We start from the raw sequence: 16516 nt of genomic DNA, 5'->3' as shown, positions 1-16516 counted from the left end.
GGAAGCCGCGGTGATCGCCGCGGTGGGGAGGCGCATTCCACGACCGTACAAAGCCGAGGATCGCCATCTCGTACACGTCCCCGCACGATTGACTGGGCAGCCTGAGCTCTTCCCCGTTGCCCGGCGAGCTAATCATGATCGTGCCGCTGCCGCCCATGCCCCCGCCACAGCCTGACTCGCTCCCACCGCCGGTAATCATTCCGCCCGGCAACCTCCCTCGTACGCCTCGGCCGCTGACCCCCGGGAAGCTCGGCCCCCGGCTGCGTGGCCCGCACGGCTTCACCCGCGCGAGCCACGCACCCGTATGGGCTACCGGCCGTCGCCGGTCAGGGCCGGCGCGGGAGCGGCGGTGTTGCGGTTTGCCGGGCGGGGCAGGCCGTAGTTGTCGCGCAGGGTCTGGCCGTCGTAGTCGGTGCGGAACAGGCCGCGTTGCTGCAGGATCGGCACGACGTGGTCGACGAAGGCGGACAGCCCGGACGGCAGTACCGGCGGCATGATGTTGAACCCGTCCGCCGCGCCGTTTTCGTACCACTCCACGATCGTGTCGGCGATCTGCACTGGGGTGCCGGCGACGGTGAAGTGCCCGCGGCCGCCGCCGAGCCGGCCGATCAGCTCACGGACGGTGAGCCGTTCGCGGCGGGCCAGGTTGACCACCAGGGTGCGGCGGCTCTTGGCCCCTTCGATGGCGTCCTCGTCGGGCAGTTCGACCGGCAGTTCCCGGTCGAGAACCAGTTCGTCCGGCGACACCTTGAGCAGTTCGGCCAGCTGCGGCAGGGCGTACTCCGGCCGGATGAGCCGGCCCAGTTCGGCCTCCAGGGCGCGGGCCTCGGCTTCGGTGGCGCCGAGGATCGGCACGATGCCCGGCAGGATCTTGACCGTGTCCGGGTCCCGGCCGTGGCTGAGGGCACGCCGTTTGAGGTCGGCGTAGAACGTCTGCGCGTCGGCGAGGGTCTGGTGGGCGGTGAAGACGGCGTCTGCGTAGCGGGCGGCGAAGTCCTTGCCGTCTTCGGAGGAGCCGGCCTGCACCAGCAGCGGGTGGCCCTGTGGCGGGCGGGGTACGTTGAGCGCTCCGGCGACCTGGAAGTGCTTGCCCACGTACTCGGGCGGGTAGATCTTCGCGCTGTCGCCCCACACTCCGGCGGCCTTGTCGCCGAGTGCGGCGTCGTCGTCCCAGCTGTCCCACAGCTTCAGGGACACGTCGACGAACTCGGCGGCGCGTTCGTAGCGTTCCCGGTGTGCGGGCAGGGAGTCGAGGTTGAAGTTGCGGGCGGCCTGCAGGTCGGCGGTGGTGACGATGTTCCAGCCGGCCCGCCCGCCGCTGATGTGGTCCAGCGATGCGAACCGGCGGGCCAGGTTGTAGGGCTCGTTGTAGGTCGTGGACGCGGTGGCGATCAGTCCGATGTGCTTGGTGACCGCCGCGAGGGCGGTCAGCAGTACGGTGGGTTCCAGTGTGCCGGCCGGCCGGCGGCCCAGGTCGTTCCACAGTACGGGCCCGTCGGCCAGGAACAGCGAGTCGAGCATGCCGCGTTCGGCGATGCGGGCGAGGTGCTGGTAGTGGGCGACGTCGACGTGGGCGAACGGGTCGGCCTCGGGAAGCCGCCAGGCGGCCTCGTGGTGTCCGACGCCCATCAGGAACGCGTTGAGGTGCAGTGTGCCGTGTCGGGTACTCATCAGGCTGCCTTCGGGGTGAAGTGGTCGGCTTCGTCGCCTTCGATGACGTGGCTGCGTCGGCCGTCGACGCCGACCGGCACATCCCCGGCGACAGTGACGCGGTGCAGTCGGCGGGGCAGGTCGCCGTAATCGTCTGCGGCGTAGTGCTGGGTGATCCGGTTGTCGAACAGCACCAGGTCGCCAGATGACCACCGGATGCGGACCGTGTTCTCCGGCCGGGTGACGTACGACTGCAGCAGCCGCAGGATGTCGCGGGACTCGGTGTGGGACAGGCCGACGAGGCGCTGGGCGAAGCCGCCGATGAACAGTCCCCGTTCCCCGGACTCCGGGTGCACCCGCACCACCGGATGGGCCGTGGAGTACCGGCGGGAGACGAACACCTTGTGCCGCTCGACCGCCTCGTCGGTGCGGAACTGCGGGTGGGTGGCGTAGTCGTGGTCGTTGGTGTGTACCGCCCACAGCCGGTCGGCCAGTAGCCGCAGCTCCTCGGGTAGGTCGGCGTAGGCTGCCGCGGTGTTGGCGATGAGGGTGTCGCCGCCGTACGGCGGCACGATCAGGGCACGCAGCGTGCTGGCCTTGGGCGGGGTGTGTACGAACGTGACGTCGGTGTGCCAGTTGTTGGCCCGTGCCCCTTCGCCGCCCTCGACCGGCAGGATGTGCTCGTTGCCGTCCAGCGCCGGCACTGTGGGGTGCGCGGTGGTCAGTGGCCCGAACGCGGCCGCGAAACGCACCTGGCCGGCGTCGTCGAGGTGCTGGCCGCGGAACACGAGGACCTTGTGGGCCAGCAGCGCGGCGGTGAGCTCCGATACCGTCCCCGCGTCGAGCGGGGTGGACAGGTCGAGGCCGACGACTTCGGCGCCGATGCGGCCGCCGATCTTCCTGACATCGAGGCCGGTGTGGGTGGTGGTCATGGCTGTCCTCCTTGAACGGTCTGCATGACGAAGTCGTGCCGCCTCAGGCGGTGCGCACGATGTCGTCGTGCGTCAGACGGGGTAGTCGCCCGTCCCAGGCGTGCGGGCCGGGGCGGCCGATGTTGACCACGAGCAGCGCGCGTAACCGCCCGTCGGGGAAGAACTCTCGGTCGACGCCGGCCGGGTCGAAGCCGGCCATCGGGCCGGCGGCCAGGCCGGCGGCGCGGATGCCGACGATGAGGTAGCCGATCTGCAGCGCGGCGTTGAAGCGGGCCTGCGCGTGCCGGCCGGCCGGGTCGGTGCCCAGCCGGTCGGCGAGGCCGGGTCGGTGTGGAAATACCTGCGGTAGGTGCTCGTGGAACGCGGTGTCGGCGGCGAGGATCGCCGTCAGCGGTGCGGCGGCGGTCTTGGCACGGTTGGCCTCGGCCAGGTGGGGCAGCAGCCGCTGCCGTGCCGCCGGCGAGCGCAGCAGGAGAATGCGCAGCGGCTGTGCGTTGAACGCGGTCGGGCCGTACCGGATGAGGTCGTGGATCGCGTGGATGTGCTCGTCGGTGACCGGCTCGTCGGTGAACGTGTTCGCGGTGTGGGCCGCGCGGAAGAGCAGGTCCTGCGCGGCGGCGTCCAGCGCCAGCAGGTCTCCGGCGGCGGGGGCGGTCACGTCGCGGCTCCGGCTCGTGGTGCGGCGGGTACGAGGGCCGTGTAGCCACCCTGGTGGTACAGCAGCGGGGCGTCGGCTTCACCGTGCTGGGCGAGTAGCGGCTCGGCGAGCACGAGGGCGTGGTCGCCGGCGGCGACCCGATCGACCACCCGGCAGAGCAGCCAGGCGAGCGTGTCGTCGAGGATGGGCACGCCGTGCGGGCCGGGCCGCCACGCCGTGGGTTCGGCGAACCGGTCGATGCCGCTCGTGGCGAATGTCCGGGCGAGGGCCTGCTGCCGTTGCGAGAGCAGGTGCACCGCGACGTGCTCGGCCCCGGCCACCGTCGGCCAGCTCGAGGAGGTCCGCGCGAGGCAGAACGACACCAACGGCGGCGACAGCGACACCGACGTGAACGAGGTGGCGGTGAAGCCGACCGGAGGCGTTCCGGGTGCGGTCACCACGGTCACCGTACTGGCCTGGTGGCGCAGCAGACCGCGGAGCACATCGGGGTTCAGGGTGGACGGCGCGGTGTTCACCGCTGGCGGCGCGGCGCTCACTGCCGGGGGCGCGGCGGTCATGAGGTCCGCCAGGAGGAGAACCGGTGCTCCAGGAGGACCAGGAGCTGGTTGATGACCAGGCCGATGGCCGAGATGGTGATGATGCCGGCGTACATGTCCGGCACGTCGAAGTTGAACTGGGCGTAGGTGATGAGGTATCCGAGGCCGGCCTTCGCGCCGACCAGCTCCGCCGCGATGAGGATGAGGATCGAGTACGCGCCGGCCAGCCGGATGCCGGTGAAGATGGTGGGGACCGCGGCCGGCAGGACCACCTTGCCGAACAGCCGCAGCGGCGACAGGCCGAGCGAGCGGGCCGACTTGACCAGGAGCGGGTCGACGGTGCGCACCCCGCTGATGGTGTTGAGCAGGATCGGCCAGGCGCAGCCGTACAGGATGATCGCGATCTTGGAGGTTTCGCCCAGCCCGAGGATGAGCACGAACACCGGCAGCAGGGCAAGGGCGGCGGTGTTGCGGAACACCTCCAGCAGCGGGTTCAGCAGCGTCGCGACCGGCCGGTACCAACCGATGAGCAGTCCCAGCGGCACGGCGACGAGGATGGCGAGCCCGAACCCGGACAGCGACCGGGCCAGGCTGGCCTCGACGTGCTGGGCGAGCTGACCGGTGGTCGCGAGGGTCCACCATGCCTCGATTACCTGTGACAGCGGTGGCAGGAAGGTCGGGTCGACCAGGTTCAGGCGCGGGAACGTCTCCCAGACGGCGAGCAGCGCGGCGATGGCAGCGGTGCGCTGCGCGACGGCGCCGACCAGGGCGACCGGGCGTCGCCGGCGGAACGGACCGGCGTCGCCAGCGAACGGCGCCGATTCGTCCGGTGATGAATCGACGGTCGCCGTGGTGGTGTCGGCGCGGGTGGAGTAAGCGGTGCTAGTCAACGCCGGCCTCCTGATGGTCGCTGGTGGGGGCTGGTCCGGGTCTTCTGCCGCGCCGTGGTGGCCGGCTGCGTGCCAGACCGTGCCACCGGGGCCGCCGTTCGCCGGCCGTGCCCCAGTGGTCGGCGGCGTGCTCCTGCGCTTGCGCCTTGACGACCTCGTCGCGCAGCAGCGTCCAGATCTCGTGGCGGTACCGGGCGAACGTGGGGTCGGAGCGCAGGTCCTCGGTCTCGGTGCGCGACCCGAGCGGAATGTCGATGATCTTCTTGATTCGCCCTGGTCGTGACGTCATCACGGCGACCCGCTGGCCGAGGTAGACGGCTTCGTCGATGCCGTGGGTGATGAACAGGATCGTCTTGTTGGTGCGTTCCCAGATGCGCAGCAGTTCGTCCTGGAGGCTGTCGCGGGTCTGTGCGTCGAGCGCCGCGAATGGCTCGTCCATCAGCAGCACGTCCGGGTCGAAGGCCAGGCTGCGGGCGATCGCGACGCGCTGCTTCATGCCGCCGGACAGTTCGTGCGGGTACCGGTCGCCGAAGCCGGAGAGGCCGACCAGGTCGAGGAAGTGCCGGGCGCGGTCGGCACGTTCGCGTCGGGCGACGCCTTTGGCTTCCAGGCCGAACTCCACGTTGGCCTGTGCGGTGCGCCAGGGCAGCAGGGCGTACTGCTGGAACACCACGCCCCGGTCCAGCCCCGGGCCGGTCACCGGCGCGCCGTCGACGAGAATCTCACCCGTCGTGGGCGCCGACAGCCCAGCCAGCAGGTCCAGCAGGGTGGACTTGCCGCAGCCGCTGGGGCCGACCAGGGCCAGGAACTCACCGCGGCGTACCTCGAAGGTGATGTCCTCCAGCGCGCTGAGCTGTCGCCCGCGGGAGGAGAACGTCTTGCCGACGCCCTGGAAACTGATCTTCGCGGTCATCGTCGGTCACCGCCCGGCCGGTACGGGTTGAACTCGTTGGTGTACAGGTCGGTGAGCTTGACCGCCTTGCCCTTGAGCTCGCCGTCCTTGGTGAGCCAGTCGATCCAGGTGGAGAACTCCCGGTCGGTGATGAGCCCGCCGGCACCGGCGACGCCGGTGCTCTTCCAGTACTGGAGCTGGCTGTCGTCCTCGTTGCGGCCCCGGGCCTTGAGGATCTTTTCGTACTCGGCGATGACGGTGTCCCGCGGCTGGGTGCGGGCCCATTCGATCGCCTTGGCGACGCCGGTGACGAACGTGCGTACGGTGTCGGGGTTCTTCTTGATGAAGTCGGTGCGGAATACATAGCTGCCGGCGGTGAACTTGCCCAGCAGGTCGTAGTCGGTGAACAGGGGGTGGATTCCGCCGCGGGCGAGGGCCTTGTCCCGCAGCGCGCCGCCGAGTACGGCGACGTCGAGCTGGCCCGCGCGCAGCGCCTGTTCGGTGTTGACCGGCGGCACGACGACCTCGGTGACCTTGCTGATCTCCGCCTCGGACAGGCCGTTGCGGGTCAGGTACGTCTTGAGCACGGCCTCGTGGTGCGCGCCGAGGGTGTTCATGCCGACCTTCTTGCCGATCAGGTCGCGGGCGGACTTGATCGGGCTGCCGTCGAGCACGTAGAAGCCGTTGTACGACTGCTCGTCGACGCCGTAGTAGCCGATCACCGCCTTGATCGGCGCCTTGGCCGCTTTCAGCTTGACGATCGCTCCGTTGAACGCTCCGCCGAAGTCGGTGTCGCCGGTCGTGGCGGCCTGGATGTCCTGCGGGCCGCTGATCGTGTTGCCGATCCACTTGAGCTTCACGTTGCCCAGGTAGCCGAGGTCGGCGGCCAGTTCGGGCAGCGTGACCGCGCCGACCGAGCCCTGGTAGCGCAGCTCGGTGACCTGCTTTCCGGGCGAGGCGCCGGCCGTGCCGCAGGCGGCCAGCCCCACCACGGCGACCGCCATCGCAGCGACGGTCTTCGTGAGTCTTCTTCTCCTACGCACCAGTGGCTCCTTCCGGGATGAGCGGGTCGGCGGATCGGCCGACCGCGGTGGTGATGTGGGCCGGCGGCAGTGGCGGCCCGACTGCGGTACGCGCGCCGGGGGTGCGTCCCCGGCCCCAGCCGATCTCGTTGCGGTAGCTGCCCAGCAGCCCGGAGGCCGCCAGGTACTCCTCGTCGAGCAGGGGTGAGGATGTCGGCAGTGGACAGGCGTGCGGCGCGACGAACAGCGCGTCGACGGGGCAGTAGGCCTCGCACATGAAGCAGGTCTGACAGTCGGTCTGCCGCGCGATCACCGGTGGTCCGCCGCCGGGGGCAGGGTCGAACACGTTGGTCGGGCACACGGCGACGCAGACGTCGCAGCCGATGCAGCGACCTGCGGAGACGATCTCGATCATGACGCTGTCGCCAGGGCCGGCCGTACCGGATCGGTGTCGACGTGCACCTCGTCGAGGCCACCGACGACCAGCCGGTGCCACTGGCCGGGGTCGGTGTCCGGATGGTCTTCCCGCTTGTGCATCCCGCGGCTCTCGCTACGGGCGAGTGCGCTGGTGTACATCCAGCGGGCGTGCGCGACCATCGCGGCCGCCTGCCGGGCCGGGACCGGGTCGGGGTCGTCGCCACTCCCTCCCCCGAGTCCAGCGCGCAGCGCCGTCCAGGCTTCGTCGAGCGCGGCCAGCGCCGGGGCCAGCCGGTCGCCGTGGCGCAGGTAGTTGCGGTCGTACGGGTGGACGTACGCGGCGAGAACCTCACGTACCATCCGGTCGTCCACTCCTGCCGTCGCCGGTCCGGTCGGGCGCAGCCCGGCCTCGCCGGCCGGGCGCAACCGCGGGTGGCCGGCGGTGCCCCGCATCCCGAGCGCATGGCGGGCGGCGGCCCGTCCGGCCCAGGTGCCCGACGACATCGCCCACGCCGAGTTGTGGCTGCCACCGCCGGTGAACCCGCCGCAGATCAGTTCCCGGGTGGCGGCGTCGCCGGCCGCGTACAGGCCGGGCACGCCGGTGGCGCAGTCGCCGTCGACGACCCGGATCCCACCGGTGCCCCGTACCGTGCCCTCCAGCAGCAGCGTGACCGGGAACCGGTCGGTGAACGGGTTGATGCCCAGCCGGTGGAAGGTGAGGAAGAAGTTGGGCTGGCCCCGGCGCATCGCCGCCTGCGTCGCGGCGTCGGCTTGGTCGAGCTGGCAGTACACCGCGCCACGCAGCAGCGCGCGGGCGATCACCGACCGGCCGCGCTGGCTGCCGGCGCCCTCGAGCGGAGTGCCGTCCGGGTGGAAGAACGAGGCGAAGTTGTAGTACGCGCTCTTGGTCACCGAGGTGAACGCCGGGGCGATCCCGTACGCGTTGGAGAACTCCATCCCCGACAGGGCCGCGCCCACCTCCGCGGCCATGAGCGCACCGTCGCCGGTGTCGACGTTCGTGCCCAGCGCACCGCTTCCGAACGCGCACCCCCCGGTGGCGACCACGGCCGCGCCGGCGTGCACCCGGTACGGCCGGCGCTGCTGGCGCCGGTACCCAGCCACGCCGCCGACCGCGCCCGTGGCGTCGACCAGCAGTTCCAGGACCGGGCTGTGGTCGAGCACCCGTACCCCGCGCCGCTTGATCCAGGCCCGCATCCGGCGCATGTACTCCGGCCCCTGCACCCCGGTGCGGACCTGGGCACCGTCGACCACCGGGAACGGGTAGCGGCCCTCGGTGCCGAGTCGGTGCATGTTCTCGTACGTCTGGTCCAGGACCCGGACCATCCAGCGCCGGTCGGCCAGGTACCCGCCGAGCCCCTCCCGGCTGGCCATGGCCGCCTCCCGGGCGGCCGGCCGCGGCTCGACGTACCAGACGCCGGTGCCGCCGGAGGCGGTCGGCCCACTCGTGCCGCAGTACCCCTTGTCTGCCAGGACGACGTCGGCTCCCGATTCGGCGGCGCTCAACGCAGCCCAGGTCGCTGCCGGACCGCCGCCCACCACGACGACGTCGGCGGACAACGCGGCAGCGGCGGCCTGCCGGGACCGGGTGGGATGTCGAAGGGGGGTGTGTGTCATCGGTGCGTCTCCTCGCGGTCAGGCGGCGGACAGGTGCGGGCGACCGGCATCGACGGCGGAGCCCGGGTGAGCGGAAACGACACGGTGACGGCGACGCCGACGAGGCGTCGTCGCATGCGGGAAGGCGCGGCGGGAGAGTGGACCCGGGCCGCCCGACCGTCAGGCTCGGGACGGTCAGCCGCGGCGGGCGGGAGCCCGGAGGGGGAGGGGCCGGTCCGGGATCCCGGTAGGGGAGAGGGGTGGGCCGGCCTCGGCTCGGCGGGATGGCGTCAGCCGGACGGGCTGCGCCACCCGGCGGGCGTCGCGACGGGGTGTGATGGGGACGGTCAGTGCTCGCGCTGCGCCGTCAGACTCAACAGGTGCTGCTGCACACCCGGAGGAAGTCGACGAAGCGGCGCCGGACGAGACGCTTGCTTCGATCCATGTAAGTACGCTAACCGGGGCGGTGACGGACCGTCAGCATACTGTGACACACATCACCTAGTAACCCTATCTATTTAGTAGGAAATTCGAGAGACTCCCTGGTTGACCCCGGTTTCTGCCCTCCGGCGGGCCGGGTGCACCCCTGGGGTTGGTGGTGTTGGGGTCGGCCGAGGGCTCCCCGAGGGGTAACGGTGTGGGCCCCGAAGTCTTCACGGTCCACAGTGGGCCGGCACCGTTGTCCGTGCCCTCGATCACCTGGCGCGCCGTCAGCGCGCCCCGCCGACGCACAAGCGGCCTTCGTGGCGGCCCGGCGGCCGGTGGCCCGGTGACCGGTCACGCCACGGTGACCGGGTGCGCGACGATCGCGCCGAACAGGTACCCGAGGGTGTTGTACGGGGCCTGTACGGGCTGGGTGGCGCCGGTGACGTCGGTGGCCCGGGCGCGCAGGGTGTAGGCGCCCGGCCCGGGGGGCCGCCACCGGTACTCCCAGCGTTGCCAGCCGTGCGCGGCACCGACGCCGACGGGGCGAGCCGGCCGCCAGGTGGCGCCGTCGTCGGTGCTCACCTCGACGTGTCGCACCGGTCCGTTGCCCGACCAGGACCGGCCGCGCAGCAGGTGGTGCCGGTGCGCCGGCAGGGTCGCGTTCCAGGCCAGTTCGAAGGCGCTCTTGACGACCTGGCGGGTGACCAGCGTGCCATCGGTCGGGTAGTCGGGGCCGAAGAGGCGGTAGAACTGGGTGTTCCACGGGGAGAACAGCGGGGTGGTGGAGACCTCGACGCGGCCCACCCACTTGATGGACGAGATGCCGATCCAGGACGGCACGACCAGGCGGACCGGGAATCCGTGGTCGGGCGGCAGCGGCTGGCCGTTCATCTCGTAGGCGAGCAGGACGTCGTGCAGGGCCTTCGCTACGGGGAGCGGTCGACGCACCGGGCCGAGGTTGACGCCGCCGGTGACGAAGTCGGGGTCCAGGCCCTGTGGCATGACGTCGACCGCCGCCCGGGTCAGCCCGGCCCGGCGCAGGACGGTGGCCAGCCGTACGCCTCGCCAGTGGGCGACGCCGACGGCGCCCAGCCCCCAGGCCGTACCCGATACGGTCTGCTGTTGTTGGCTGGTGAAGAAGTTGCGGCCGTTGCCGGCGCACTCGATGAAGGCTGTCAGTGACTCGGCCGGCAGGTTGAGCAGGTCGCGGTAGCTGAACTCGACCGGCCAGTCCGCGGTCGGCGATCCCCGCAGGCCGGTGCCGAACAGTTGAAGTCGCCAGGTGTCGGCGGCGATCCGGGGTGTGACGGTGTGGTCGCGGACGAAGAAGCGGTCGACCGGCACGAGATAGCCCTGGTCGGCCATCGCCTCCCAGTGCATCTCGGCGTTGGAGCCGTACACCTCGAACAGTTCGGGTGGCAGCGGCTTGACGATCGGTCCGGGTGCGGGGTCGGCCTGTGCCGGGGTGGCGGTCAGGGCCGCTCCGCCGGCGGCCAGTGACAGGCCGGTGACCAGCCGGGCGAGGTCGCGTCGGGTGAAGCGGCCGTCGGTGGCCCGGCCGGCGTGCCACTGCGCCAGTCTTGCGGAGTCGTACCGGTACTCGTCGATCAGGTCGTGGTCGTCCATCGTGGGCTCCGTTCGCCGATTGGACCGTCGTGGTGTCGGGAGAGGAAGGGTCACCCGCCGGCGCCGGCCGGCACCGGTGCCACCGGGGCGAACGGGATGCCGGCCTGCCGGGTGTCGGTGACGGCGGCCGGGTGCTCCCACAGTCCGCGGGCGCGCAGGATCGGCAGGACGCCCTCGCCGAACCAGTACGCCTCCTCGACGTGCGGGTGCCCGGACAGGACGAACTCGGTGATGCCGAGCCGGTGGTACTCCTCGATGCGGTCGGCGACCTCGGTGTGGCTGCCGACGAGGGCGGTGCCGGCGCCGCCGCGCACCAGCCCCATGCCGGCCCACAGGTTGGGGGCGATCTCGAGGTTGTCGCGGCGGCCGCCGTGCAGGGCGAGCATGCGCTTCTGGCCTTCGGACTCGCTGCGGGCGAGCCCGGCCTGCACTTGAGCGACGGTATGCGGGTCGATGCCGTCGAGCAGTCGCTGCGCCTGCGCCCACGCCTGCTCGGACGTGTCCCGGCTGATGACGTGCAGCCGGATGCCGTGGCGCAGCGAGCGTCCCTCGGCCGCGGCGAGCGCATCGACCCACGCGATCTTCGCGGCCACGGCGTCCGGCGGCTCACCCCAGGTGAGATACGCGTCGACGTGCCGGGCGGCGACCCGGCCGGCGGCCGGTGACGAGCCGCCGAAGTAGATGTCGGGGGTCGGGTCGGGCACCCGGGTGAGCAGGGCGCCCGCCACGCGCAGGTGCTCGCCGGTGAAGTCGACGGTCTCGCCGCGCCAGAGCGACCGCACGATGTGCAGGAACTCGTCGGTCCGGGCGTACCGGGCGTCCTTGTCGAGGAAGTCGCCGTAGGCGCGCTGCTCGTGGCTCTCCCCGCCGGTCACCACGTTGAGCAGCAGGCGACCGCGCGACTGCCGCTGGAACGTGGCGGCCATCTGGGCGGCGAGGGTGGGGGAAACCACGCCGGGGCGGAAGGCGACCAGGAACTTCAGCCGCTCGGTGACCTCGACCAGCATCGCGGTGGTCAGCCACGCGTCCTCGCACCAGGCGCCGGTGGGGGTCAGCGCCCCGACGAAGCCGAGCTGCTCGGCGGTGCGGGCGATCTGCCCGAGGTAGGCGAGCGTGGCGGGACGGGCGCCGCCAGCAGTGCCGGTCGGCACGCCGTGCCCGCCCCCGACGATGTCGCGGCTGCGGCCGTAGGTGGGCAGGAACCAGTGGAAGGTCAGGGTCATCGGTACCTCGTGTCTAGAGCAGGCCGTGCCGGGGCGGGAGCTGTCCGGTCAGCACGTACCGGCCGATGTGCTGGATCTTCCAGCGCGCCGGGTCGTGCAGGGTGTGGGTACGCGCGTTGCGCCAGTGCCGGTGCAGGTTGAGCGGCTCGGCGGCGGACCGGGTGCCGCCGAGCTCGAAGATCGCGCCGCCCAGCTCGACGGCGACCGGGTCGACGTACGCCTTGGCGGTGGCGACCGCGATCGACGCCGTTGCGGCGCTGTCGTCGTCGAGGTGGGCGCGGGCCGCGTCGACGGCGCGTCCGGCCTGCGCCAGCAGCGCCTCGGCCGCCCGTACCTTGATCGCCAGCTCGCCGACGCGCTGGACGACCAGCGGGTCGCCGGTCGCGGTGTCGGCGCCGCTTTCGAACCACGGCCGGGCCCTGGTGCGCACGAACTCGACCGCCTCGGCGAGCGCGCCGCCGGCGATGCCCACGTCGATCGCGGTGTGCAGCAGTTGGGCCAGCGCGCCGTGCAGTTGCGGGCCGGTGAACGTCAGGTGGTGGGGCACCACGTGGTCGGCGGGTACCGGCACGTCGTCGAGCGTGACGGTGCCGCTGGCGGTGGTGCGCTGGCCCATGCCGGCCCAGTCGTCGACGACGGTGAGGCCCGGCGCGTCGCGTGGCACGTACGCGACGTACAGCTGGTGGTCGTCGCCCTTGGCCAGGACCGGGATCCAGTCGGCGAACACCGCGCCGGTGCTGTAGTACTTCGTGCCGCGCAGCACGAGGCCGCCGTCACGGGTGGCCGTCAGCCGGGTGCGGTAGTCCTGGACGTGTCGGGTGCCGGCCTCCGACTGGGCGTTGCCCAACCGCTTGCCGTCCAGCACCTCGCCGAAGAAGAACGCCCGCTGGCCCGGGCTGCCCTGCTGGCGCAGGACGTTGACATAGACGAGGTGGCTCTGCGGGATCTGGGCGATGTTCGGGTCGGCCGCGGCCAGCAGCCGAAACACCTCGGCGATCGTCTCGGCGCGCACGTCCGCCCCGCCGTGCTCGCGGGGCACCGTCACGCCGAGCAGGCCGCTGGCCGACAACCGGTCCAGCTCCTGTGCGGGGAGCCGACGGTCGGCGTCGCGCGCGGTGGCGTCCACGGCGAACTCGGCGGCGAGTTGTCGGGCGACCGCCAGCGCTTCCGCATCGTCGGCGATGACGTGCGCGGCCGGCCTGGCCGTGGCGGTGGTCGGGGTGCCGTGCGTGGTCATCGGTCCGCCTCGTTCTCGGTCCGGAGTGGACGGCGGCGATCCCGGAGTTCGGTGCGGCCAGTACGGCGCGCCGTGCTCCGGATCGACGCCCCGCGATCGCTTCCCACTTAGTCTACCGGAAAGGTAGGCTATCGATAGCAGTCGTAATTCCTGCTTGAACCGACTGCGACCGCACCGGCGTGGTTGCGGCGCACGTGGTCTTGTCCGCCCGCGATGTCGAAGGGGCAACGATGATCGGTATCGAGACCGGCCGGTGGCCTCGGTGTGCATCCCGGACCGTCCGTCGGTCCGGATCGCCTGCGCCTGCGGGGTGGTGGTGATACGTGGCGTCGTTGTCCGGGTCGTTGCGGTCGCGGCGCGCGCCACTGCGATGGTTCGCACGGCCACGGCCGCCCGGTCGACCGACGGCAGGAAAGGTCGGCGCCGGTTGTGGCGCGACGCGCGTGCGCCTGTCCGGCGCGCCCCTGCCGTCGACGAGCGCGAGTTCGACGTCTTCGCGTCGGGGGTCGAGAGTCCACCGCCCACCTGGTACTCCTGATCCGGTGCGCGACGTGCCGGGGAGGGCGTGTCGGTGTCATCGACGTCCGACAGGAAGTGACGCGGGAAGCCGTCGTCAGGTGGTGGCGGTCCACTGTCGTGTCGGGTGACCCAGGACACGTTCGGCACTCTTGCCGGCTATTCCTACCGATCAAGTAGAGTATCGACGGACAGGTCGTCCAGAACGACGCGGCGATCGCCTGTCCCAGAGGGGAACGCTGCTGCTCGTCGCCGGAAGGAACGGTCCTTGATCAACGTACGGAAGCTGACGGTAGGGGCTGGAACTCCTCTGCTCGGGAAGCCGACAGTCGTCTGTGGACCGTTGAATCCGGTCGCCGGTGCCGAGGACGCCGCTGGTCACGCCGCCTGCTCCGCGCCGTCGACAGGAGGCTGTACCGAGCGCGGCGGTGGGCGGTGAACCTCTAGACGGACATGCGCTGTCGGCCCGCCCGCACAGGCGGAGCCGGCAACCTGTAGGTCGTAGAACCGCACCACAGGTCACGAGCGTCAGCGTCAAGCCCCGGCTTGCTGGCCGGCAACCCTCGTTGTTCGCGGTGGGGTGCCCCGGGTGACGACCAGGCCCGTGCGCATTTCGCGCCGGGCAAGCGCGGACCCTCCGGGGTCCACCCGAAGGGAATCTCGATGGTCACCACCTCGGCGGAAAGCACCGTAGACGTTGCTGCGCCCGGCCCGGTCGCGCTCGCTGCTGCGTTGCCGATCGCGCTCTCCGACGGCTCCGCCGTCGACCGGGTCAACCTCGACGCCGCCGCCCCGTGCCTGAAGTCGGCGGCGAACGCGGTCGACGCGCTGCTGTCGTGACCGGCCGGCGTCCCCGGAGCGGCGTGGCGGGGACCGCAGCAGGCTGGGTGCCGCCGCGCATCCCCGGCTCCCGAGCTCCCAGATCCATGAGGAAAACACATGTCCACTGACAGCACTCTCGCGCCGTCGGTCGCGACCGCCGGGAACGTGGTTCGCCACCGCTGGCGCCGGCTGGCCGCCGACCGCTGGGCGCTCGCCGGTGCGGCCGTGGTCGTCGTCTTCCTGGTGGTCGCGTGCGCGGCGCCGCTGATCTGCGCGCTCGAAGGTCAGGACCCGTACACCTACCACCTCGGCGCACTCGCGGACTCCGGGGTACCGACCGGATTCGGCGGTGGAATCAGCGCCGATCACTGGTTCGGGGTGGAGCCGACCACCGGACGGGATCTGTTCGCGGTCGTGGTGTACGGCACTCGCACGTCGATTGTGGTCGGTGTGGTGGCGACCGCCGTCTCGGTGCTGATCGGTGTCGTGGTCGGCAGTAGTGCGGGCTTCTTCGGGGGATGGTACGACCGGCTGGTCAGCCGCGTCATCGACGTCCTGCTCGGCTTTCCGTGGCTGGTCTTCGTCATCGCGCTGGGCGCGATCGCCCCGGCCGGCTTTCCGAAGCCGGTGTTGCTTGTCGGAGTGCTCGCGCTCCTGTTCGGCTGGCCCTCGATCGCACGGGTGACCCGAGGCCAGGCGATGGCACTGAAGCGACGCACGTTCGTGGTCGCCTCGACCGCGCTTGGTGCCGGCCCGTGGCACGTGCTGCTGCGCCAGGTGCTGCCCAACCTGTCCGCCACGATCATCGTGTACGCGACGATGCTGGTCCCCGGCATGATCGGCGCGGAAGCCGCGCTCTCCTTCCTCGGGGTCGGCGTGCCCCCGCCAACCCCGGCCTGGGGGCGCTCGATCGGGGACGCGGTCTCCTGGGTGCAGACCGACCCGATGTTTCTCGGGTTCCCGGGCGCGGCGCTGTTCCTCGCAACGCTCTCGTTCAACCTGCTCGGCGACGGATTGCGGGACGTGCTCGACCCGAAGTCGAAAGGACTGTCCCGATGAGAGCCCTCCGGCTGGTCTCCGGCCGCCTGCTGAGCATGCTCGTCACGCTGTTGGCCATCAGCCTGTTGACGTACGCGGTGTTCTATCTCCTACCCGCCGACCCGGCGCAGCTGTCGTGCGGTAGGCCCTGCACCCCACAGCGGCTCGCCGACGCCCGCGCCTTCATGGGGTACGACGAGTCGTGGTTCCGGCAGTACCTGGATTTCCTCGGTGGGCTGGTCGGTGGGCGTACCTTCGGCTCGGGGGTCGCCGCGGTGCACTGTGCCGCGCCGTGCTTCGGCTACTCGTTCCGGCTGAACGAGTCGGTCACCCAGCTCATCCTCGACCGGATCCCGGTCACCTTCTCCATCGCGCTCGGGGCCGCGCTGCTGTGGCTACTCATCGGCGTCGGGGCCGGGATGGTCTCCGCGGTACGGCGGGGTACCCCGGTCGACCGTGCGGCGATGACCTTCTCGACCGTCGGCGTGTCCGCGCCGAGCTATCTGGTCGGACTGCTGGCCATTCTGCTGTTCGGCTTCACGCTCAACATGGTGCCGGTCAGCGGGTACGTGCCATTGACCGAGGATCCGGTGCAGTGGCTGTGGCATCTCGTCCTGCCGTGGTGCGTACTCGCACTGCTCTCCGCCGCGGTGTACGCCCGGCTCACCCGCGGCCAGATGCTCGAGGTCCTCGGCGAGGACTACATCCGCACCGCCCGCGCCAAGGGGCTCGGGGAGCGCCGGGTGATCGGCTGGCACGCGCTGCGAAACGTCCTCATCCCGATTGTCACCGTCTTCGGGCTCGACCTGGGCTCGCTGCTCGGCGGCGCCGTCATCACCGAACGGGTGTTCAGCATGTCGGGCCTGGGCGCCCTGCTGCTGGACGCGGTGGGCAACATCGACCTGCCGCTGATCGTCGGCGTCACCCTCTTCTCCGCCTTCCTCATCATCCTCGCGAACTTCCTCGTGGACCTGCTCTACGGCGTCCTGGACCCGAGGGCGACGCGGTGATGCGCGT

15 protein-coding genes and 1 riboswitch are annotated in these 16516 nt (G+C 71.3%); of the genes, 3 read left to right on the top strand and 12 right to left on the bottom strand.

The genetic code is table 11. The features are described from left to right. Window positions 1–309 precede the first annotated feature (309 nt). From HC031_RS31020 to HC031_RS30965, 12 genes are all read right to left on the bottom strand, one after another. Window positions 310–1671 carry an LLM class flavin-dependent oxidoreductase gene (locus HC031_RS31020; RefSeq protein WP_167929017.1) on the bottom strand — a complete coding sequence of 454 codons (1362 nt, stop codon included), beginning with the start codon at window positions 1669–1671 and terminating at the stop codon, window positions 310–312. Continuing rightward, window positions 1671–2582, bottom strand: a complete 912-nt coding sequence (locus HC031_RS31015; protein ID WP_167929016.1) for a TauD/TfdA dioxygenase family protein — start codon at window positions 2580–2582, stop codon at window positions 1671–1673. Before HC031_RS31015 ends, HC031_RS31020 begins: the two co-directional genes overlap by 1 nt. A gap of 43 nt (window positions 2583–2625) precedes the next feature. Further along, window positions 2626–3240 carry a malonic semialdehyde reductase gene (locus tag HC031_RS31010; protein ID WP_167929015.1) on the bottom strand — a complete coding sequence of 205 codons (615 nt, stop codon included), beginning with the start codon at window positions 3238–3240 and terminating at the stop codon, window positions 2626–2628. Next, window positions 3237–3797: a flavin reductase family protein gene (locus HC031_RS31005; RefSeq protein WP_167929014.1), complete on the bottom strand. Its 561-nt coding sequence runs from the start codon at window positions 3795–3797 to the stop codon at window positions 3237–3239. The genes HC031_RS31010 and HC031_RS31005 overlap by 4 nt, the downstream gene beginning before the upstream one ends. Then, window positions 3794–4666 (bottom strand): ABC transporter permease, encoded by an 873-nt coding sequence (locus HC031_RS31000; protein ID WP_167929013.1) that lies wholly within the window; start codon window positions 4664–4666, stop codon window positions 3794–3796. The genes HC031_RS31005 and HC031_RS31000 overlap by 4 nt, the downstream gene beginning before the upstream one ends. Continuing rightward, window positions 4659–5579, bottom strand: coding sequence for an ABC transporter ATP-binding protein (locus HC031_RS30995; protein ID WP_167929012.1), 921 nt, complete (start codon window positions 5577–5579; stop codon window positions 4659–4661). Before HC031_RS30995 ends, HC031_RS31000 begins: the two co-directional genes overlap by 8 nt. Continuing rightward, a complete protein-coding gene (locus tag HC031_RS30990; protein WP_167929011.1) occupies window positions 5576–6562 on the bottom strand; it encodes an ABC transporter substrate-binding protein in 987 nt (328 codons plus the stop codon). The genes HC031_RS30995 and HC031_RS30990 overlap by 4 nt, the downstream gene beginning before the upstream one ends. 31 nt (window positions 6563–6593) lie before the next feature. After that, window positions 6594–6995: a 4Fe-4S dicluster domain-containing protein gene (locus HC031_RS30985; RefSeq protein ID WP_167929010.1), complete on the bottom strand. Its 402-nt coding sequence runs from the start codon at window positions 6993–6995 to the stop codon at window positions 6594–6596. Then, complete coding sequence (locus HC031_RS30980; protein WP_167929009.1) at window positions 6992–8632, bottom strand: FAD-dependent oxidoreductase; 1641 nt, start codon at window positions 8630–8632, stop codon at window positions 6992–6994. The genes HC031_RS30985 and HC031_RS30980 overlap by 4 nt, the downstream gene beginning before the upstream one ends. A 756-nt stretch (window positions 8633–9388) precedes the next feature. Beyond that, window positions 9389–10663 carry a sulfite oxidase gene (locus HC031_RS30975; RefSeq protein ID WP_167929008.1) on the bottom strand — a complete coding sequence of 425 codons (1275 nt, stop codon included), beginning with the start codon at window positions 10661–10663 and terminating at the stop codon, window positions 9389–9391. 50 nt (window positions 10664–10713) lie between these two features. Then, window positions 10714–11886, bottom strand: coding sequence for an LLM class flavin-dependent oxidoreductase (locus HC031_RS30970; protein WP_167929007.1), 1173 nt, complete (start codon window positions 11884–11886; stop codon window positions 10714–10716). Window positions 11887–11899: 13 nt separating this feature from the next. Continuing rightward, window positions 11900–13123, bottom strand: coding sequence for an SfnB family sulfur acquisition oxidoreductase (locus tag HC031_RS30965; RefSeq protein WP_167929006.1), 1224 nt, complete (start codon window positions 13121–13123; stop codon window positions 11900–11902). A 1033-nt stretch (window positions 13124–14156) separates the two neighbouring features. Beyond that, window positions 14157–14274: riboswitch (SAM riboswitch) on the top strand. A 28-nt stretch (window positions 14275–14302) separates the two neighbouring features. Between HC031_RS30965 and HC031_RS30960 the strand changes: the two genes are divergently transcribed. From HC031_RS30960 to HC031_RS30950, 3 genes are all read left to right on the top strand, one after another. After that, a complete protein-coding gene (locus tag HC031_RS30960) occupies window positions 14303–14479 on the top strand; it encodes a hypothetical protein (RefSeq protein ID WP_167929005.1) in 177 nt (58 codons plus the stop codon). Window positions 14480–14578: 99 nt separating this feature from the next. Continuing rightward, a complete protein-coding gene (locus HC031_RS30955) occupies window positions 14579–15520 on the top strand; it encodes an ABC transporter permease (RefSeq protein WP_167929004.1) in 942 nt (313 codons plus the stop codon). Then, complete coding sequence (locus HC031_RS30950; RefSeq protein WP_167929003.1) at window positions 15517–16509, top strand: ABC transporter permease; 993 nt, start codon at window positions 15517–15519, stop codon at window positions 16507–16509. The genes HC031_RS30955 and HC031_RS30950 overlap by 4 nt, the downstream gene beginning before the upstream one ends. The last annotated feature ends 7 nt before the right edge of the window (window positions 16510–16516 follow it).

Source organism: Planosporangium thailandense (genome assembly GCF_011947195.1).
Taxonomy (GTDB): Bacteria; Actinomycetota; Actinomycetes; order Mycobacteriales; family Micromonosporaceae; genus Planosporangium; species Planosporangium thailandense.
Note: the sequence above shows the minus strand (reverse complement) of the source record. Positions and strands in the feature narration are given on the sequence as shown.

Coding starts and splice junctions, on each gene's coding strand:
- HC031_RS31020 (WP_167929017.1), bottom strand. CDS start 1,671: ATGAGTACCCGACACGGCACACTGCACCTCAACGCGTTCCTGATGGGC.
- HC031_RS31015 (WP_167929016.1), bottom strand. CDS start 2,582: ATGACCACCACCCACACCGGCCTCGATGTCAGGAAGATCGGCGGCCGC.
- HC031_RS31005 (WP_167929014.1), bottom strand. CDS start 3,797: ATGACCGCCGCGCCCCCGGCAGTGAGCGCCGCGCCGCCAGCGGTGAAC.
- HC031_RS30995 (WP_167929012.1), bottom strand. CDS start 5,579: ATGACCGCGAAGATCAGTTTCCAGGGCGTCGGCAAGACGTTCTCCTCC.
- HC031_RS30990 (WP_167929011.1), bottom strand. CDS start 6,562: ATGGCGGTCGCCGTGGTGGGGCTGGCCGCCTGCGGCACGGCCGGCGCC.
- HC031_RS30985 (WP_167929010.1), bottom strand. CDS start 6,995: ATGATCGAGATCGTCTCCGCAGGTCGCTGCATCGGCTGCGACGTCTGC.
- HC031_RS30980 (WP_167929009.1), bottom strand. CDS start 8,632: ATGACACACACCCCCCTTCGACATCCCACCCGGTCCCGGCAGGCCGCC.
- HC031_RS30975 (WP_167929008.1), bottom strand. CDS start 10,663: ATGGACGACCACGACCTGATCGACGAGTACCGGTACGACTCCGCAAGA.
- HC031_RS30970 (WP_167929007.1), bottom strand. CDS start 11,886: ATGACCCTGACCTTCCACTGGTTCCTGCCCACCTACGGCCGCAGCCGC.
- HC031_RS30965 (WP_167929006.1), bottom strand. CDS start 13,123: ATGACCACGCACGGCACCCCGACCACCGCCACGGCCAGGCCGGCCGCG.
- HC031_RS30960 (WP_167929005.1), top strand. CDS start 14,303: ATGGTCACCACCTCGGCGGAAAGCACCGTAGACGTTGCTGCGCCCGGC.
- HC031_RS30955 (WP_167929004.1), top strand. CDS start 14,579: ATGTCCACTGACAGCACTCTCGCGCCGTCGGTCGCGACCGCCGGGAAC.
- HC031_RS30950 (WP_167929003.1), top strand. CDS start 15,517: ATGAGAGCCCTCCGGCTGGTCTCCGGCCGCCTGCTGAGCATGCTCGTC.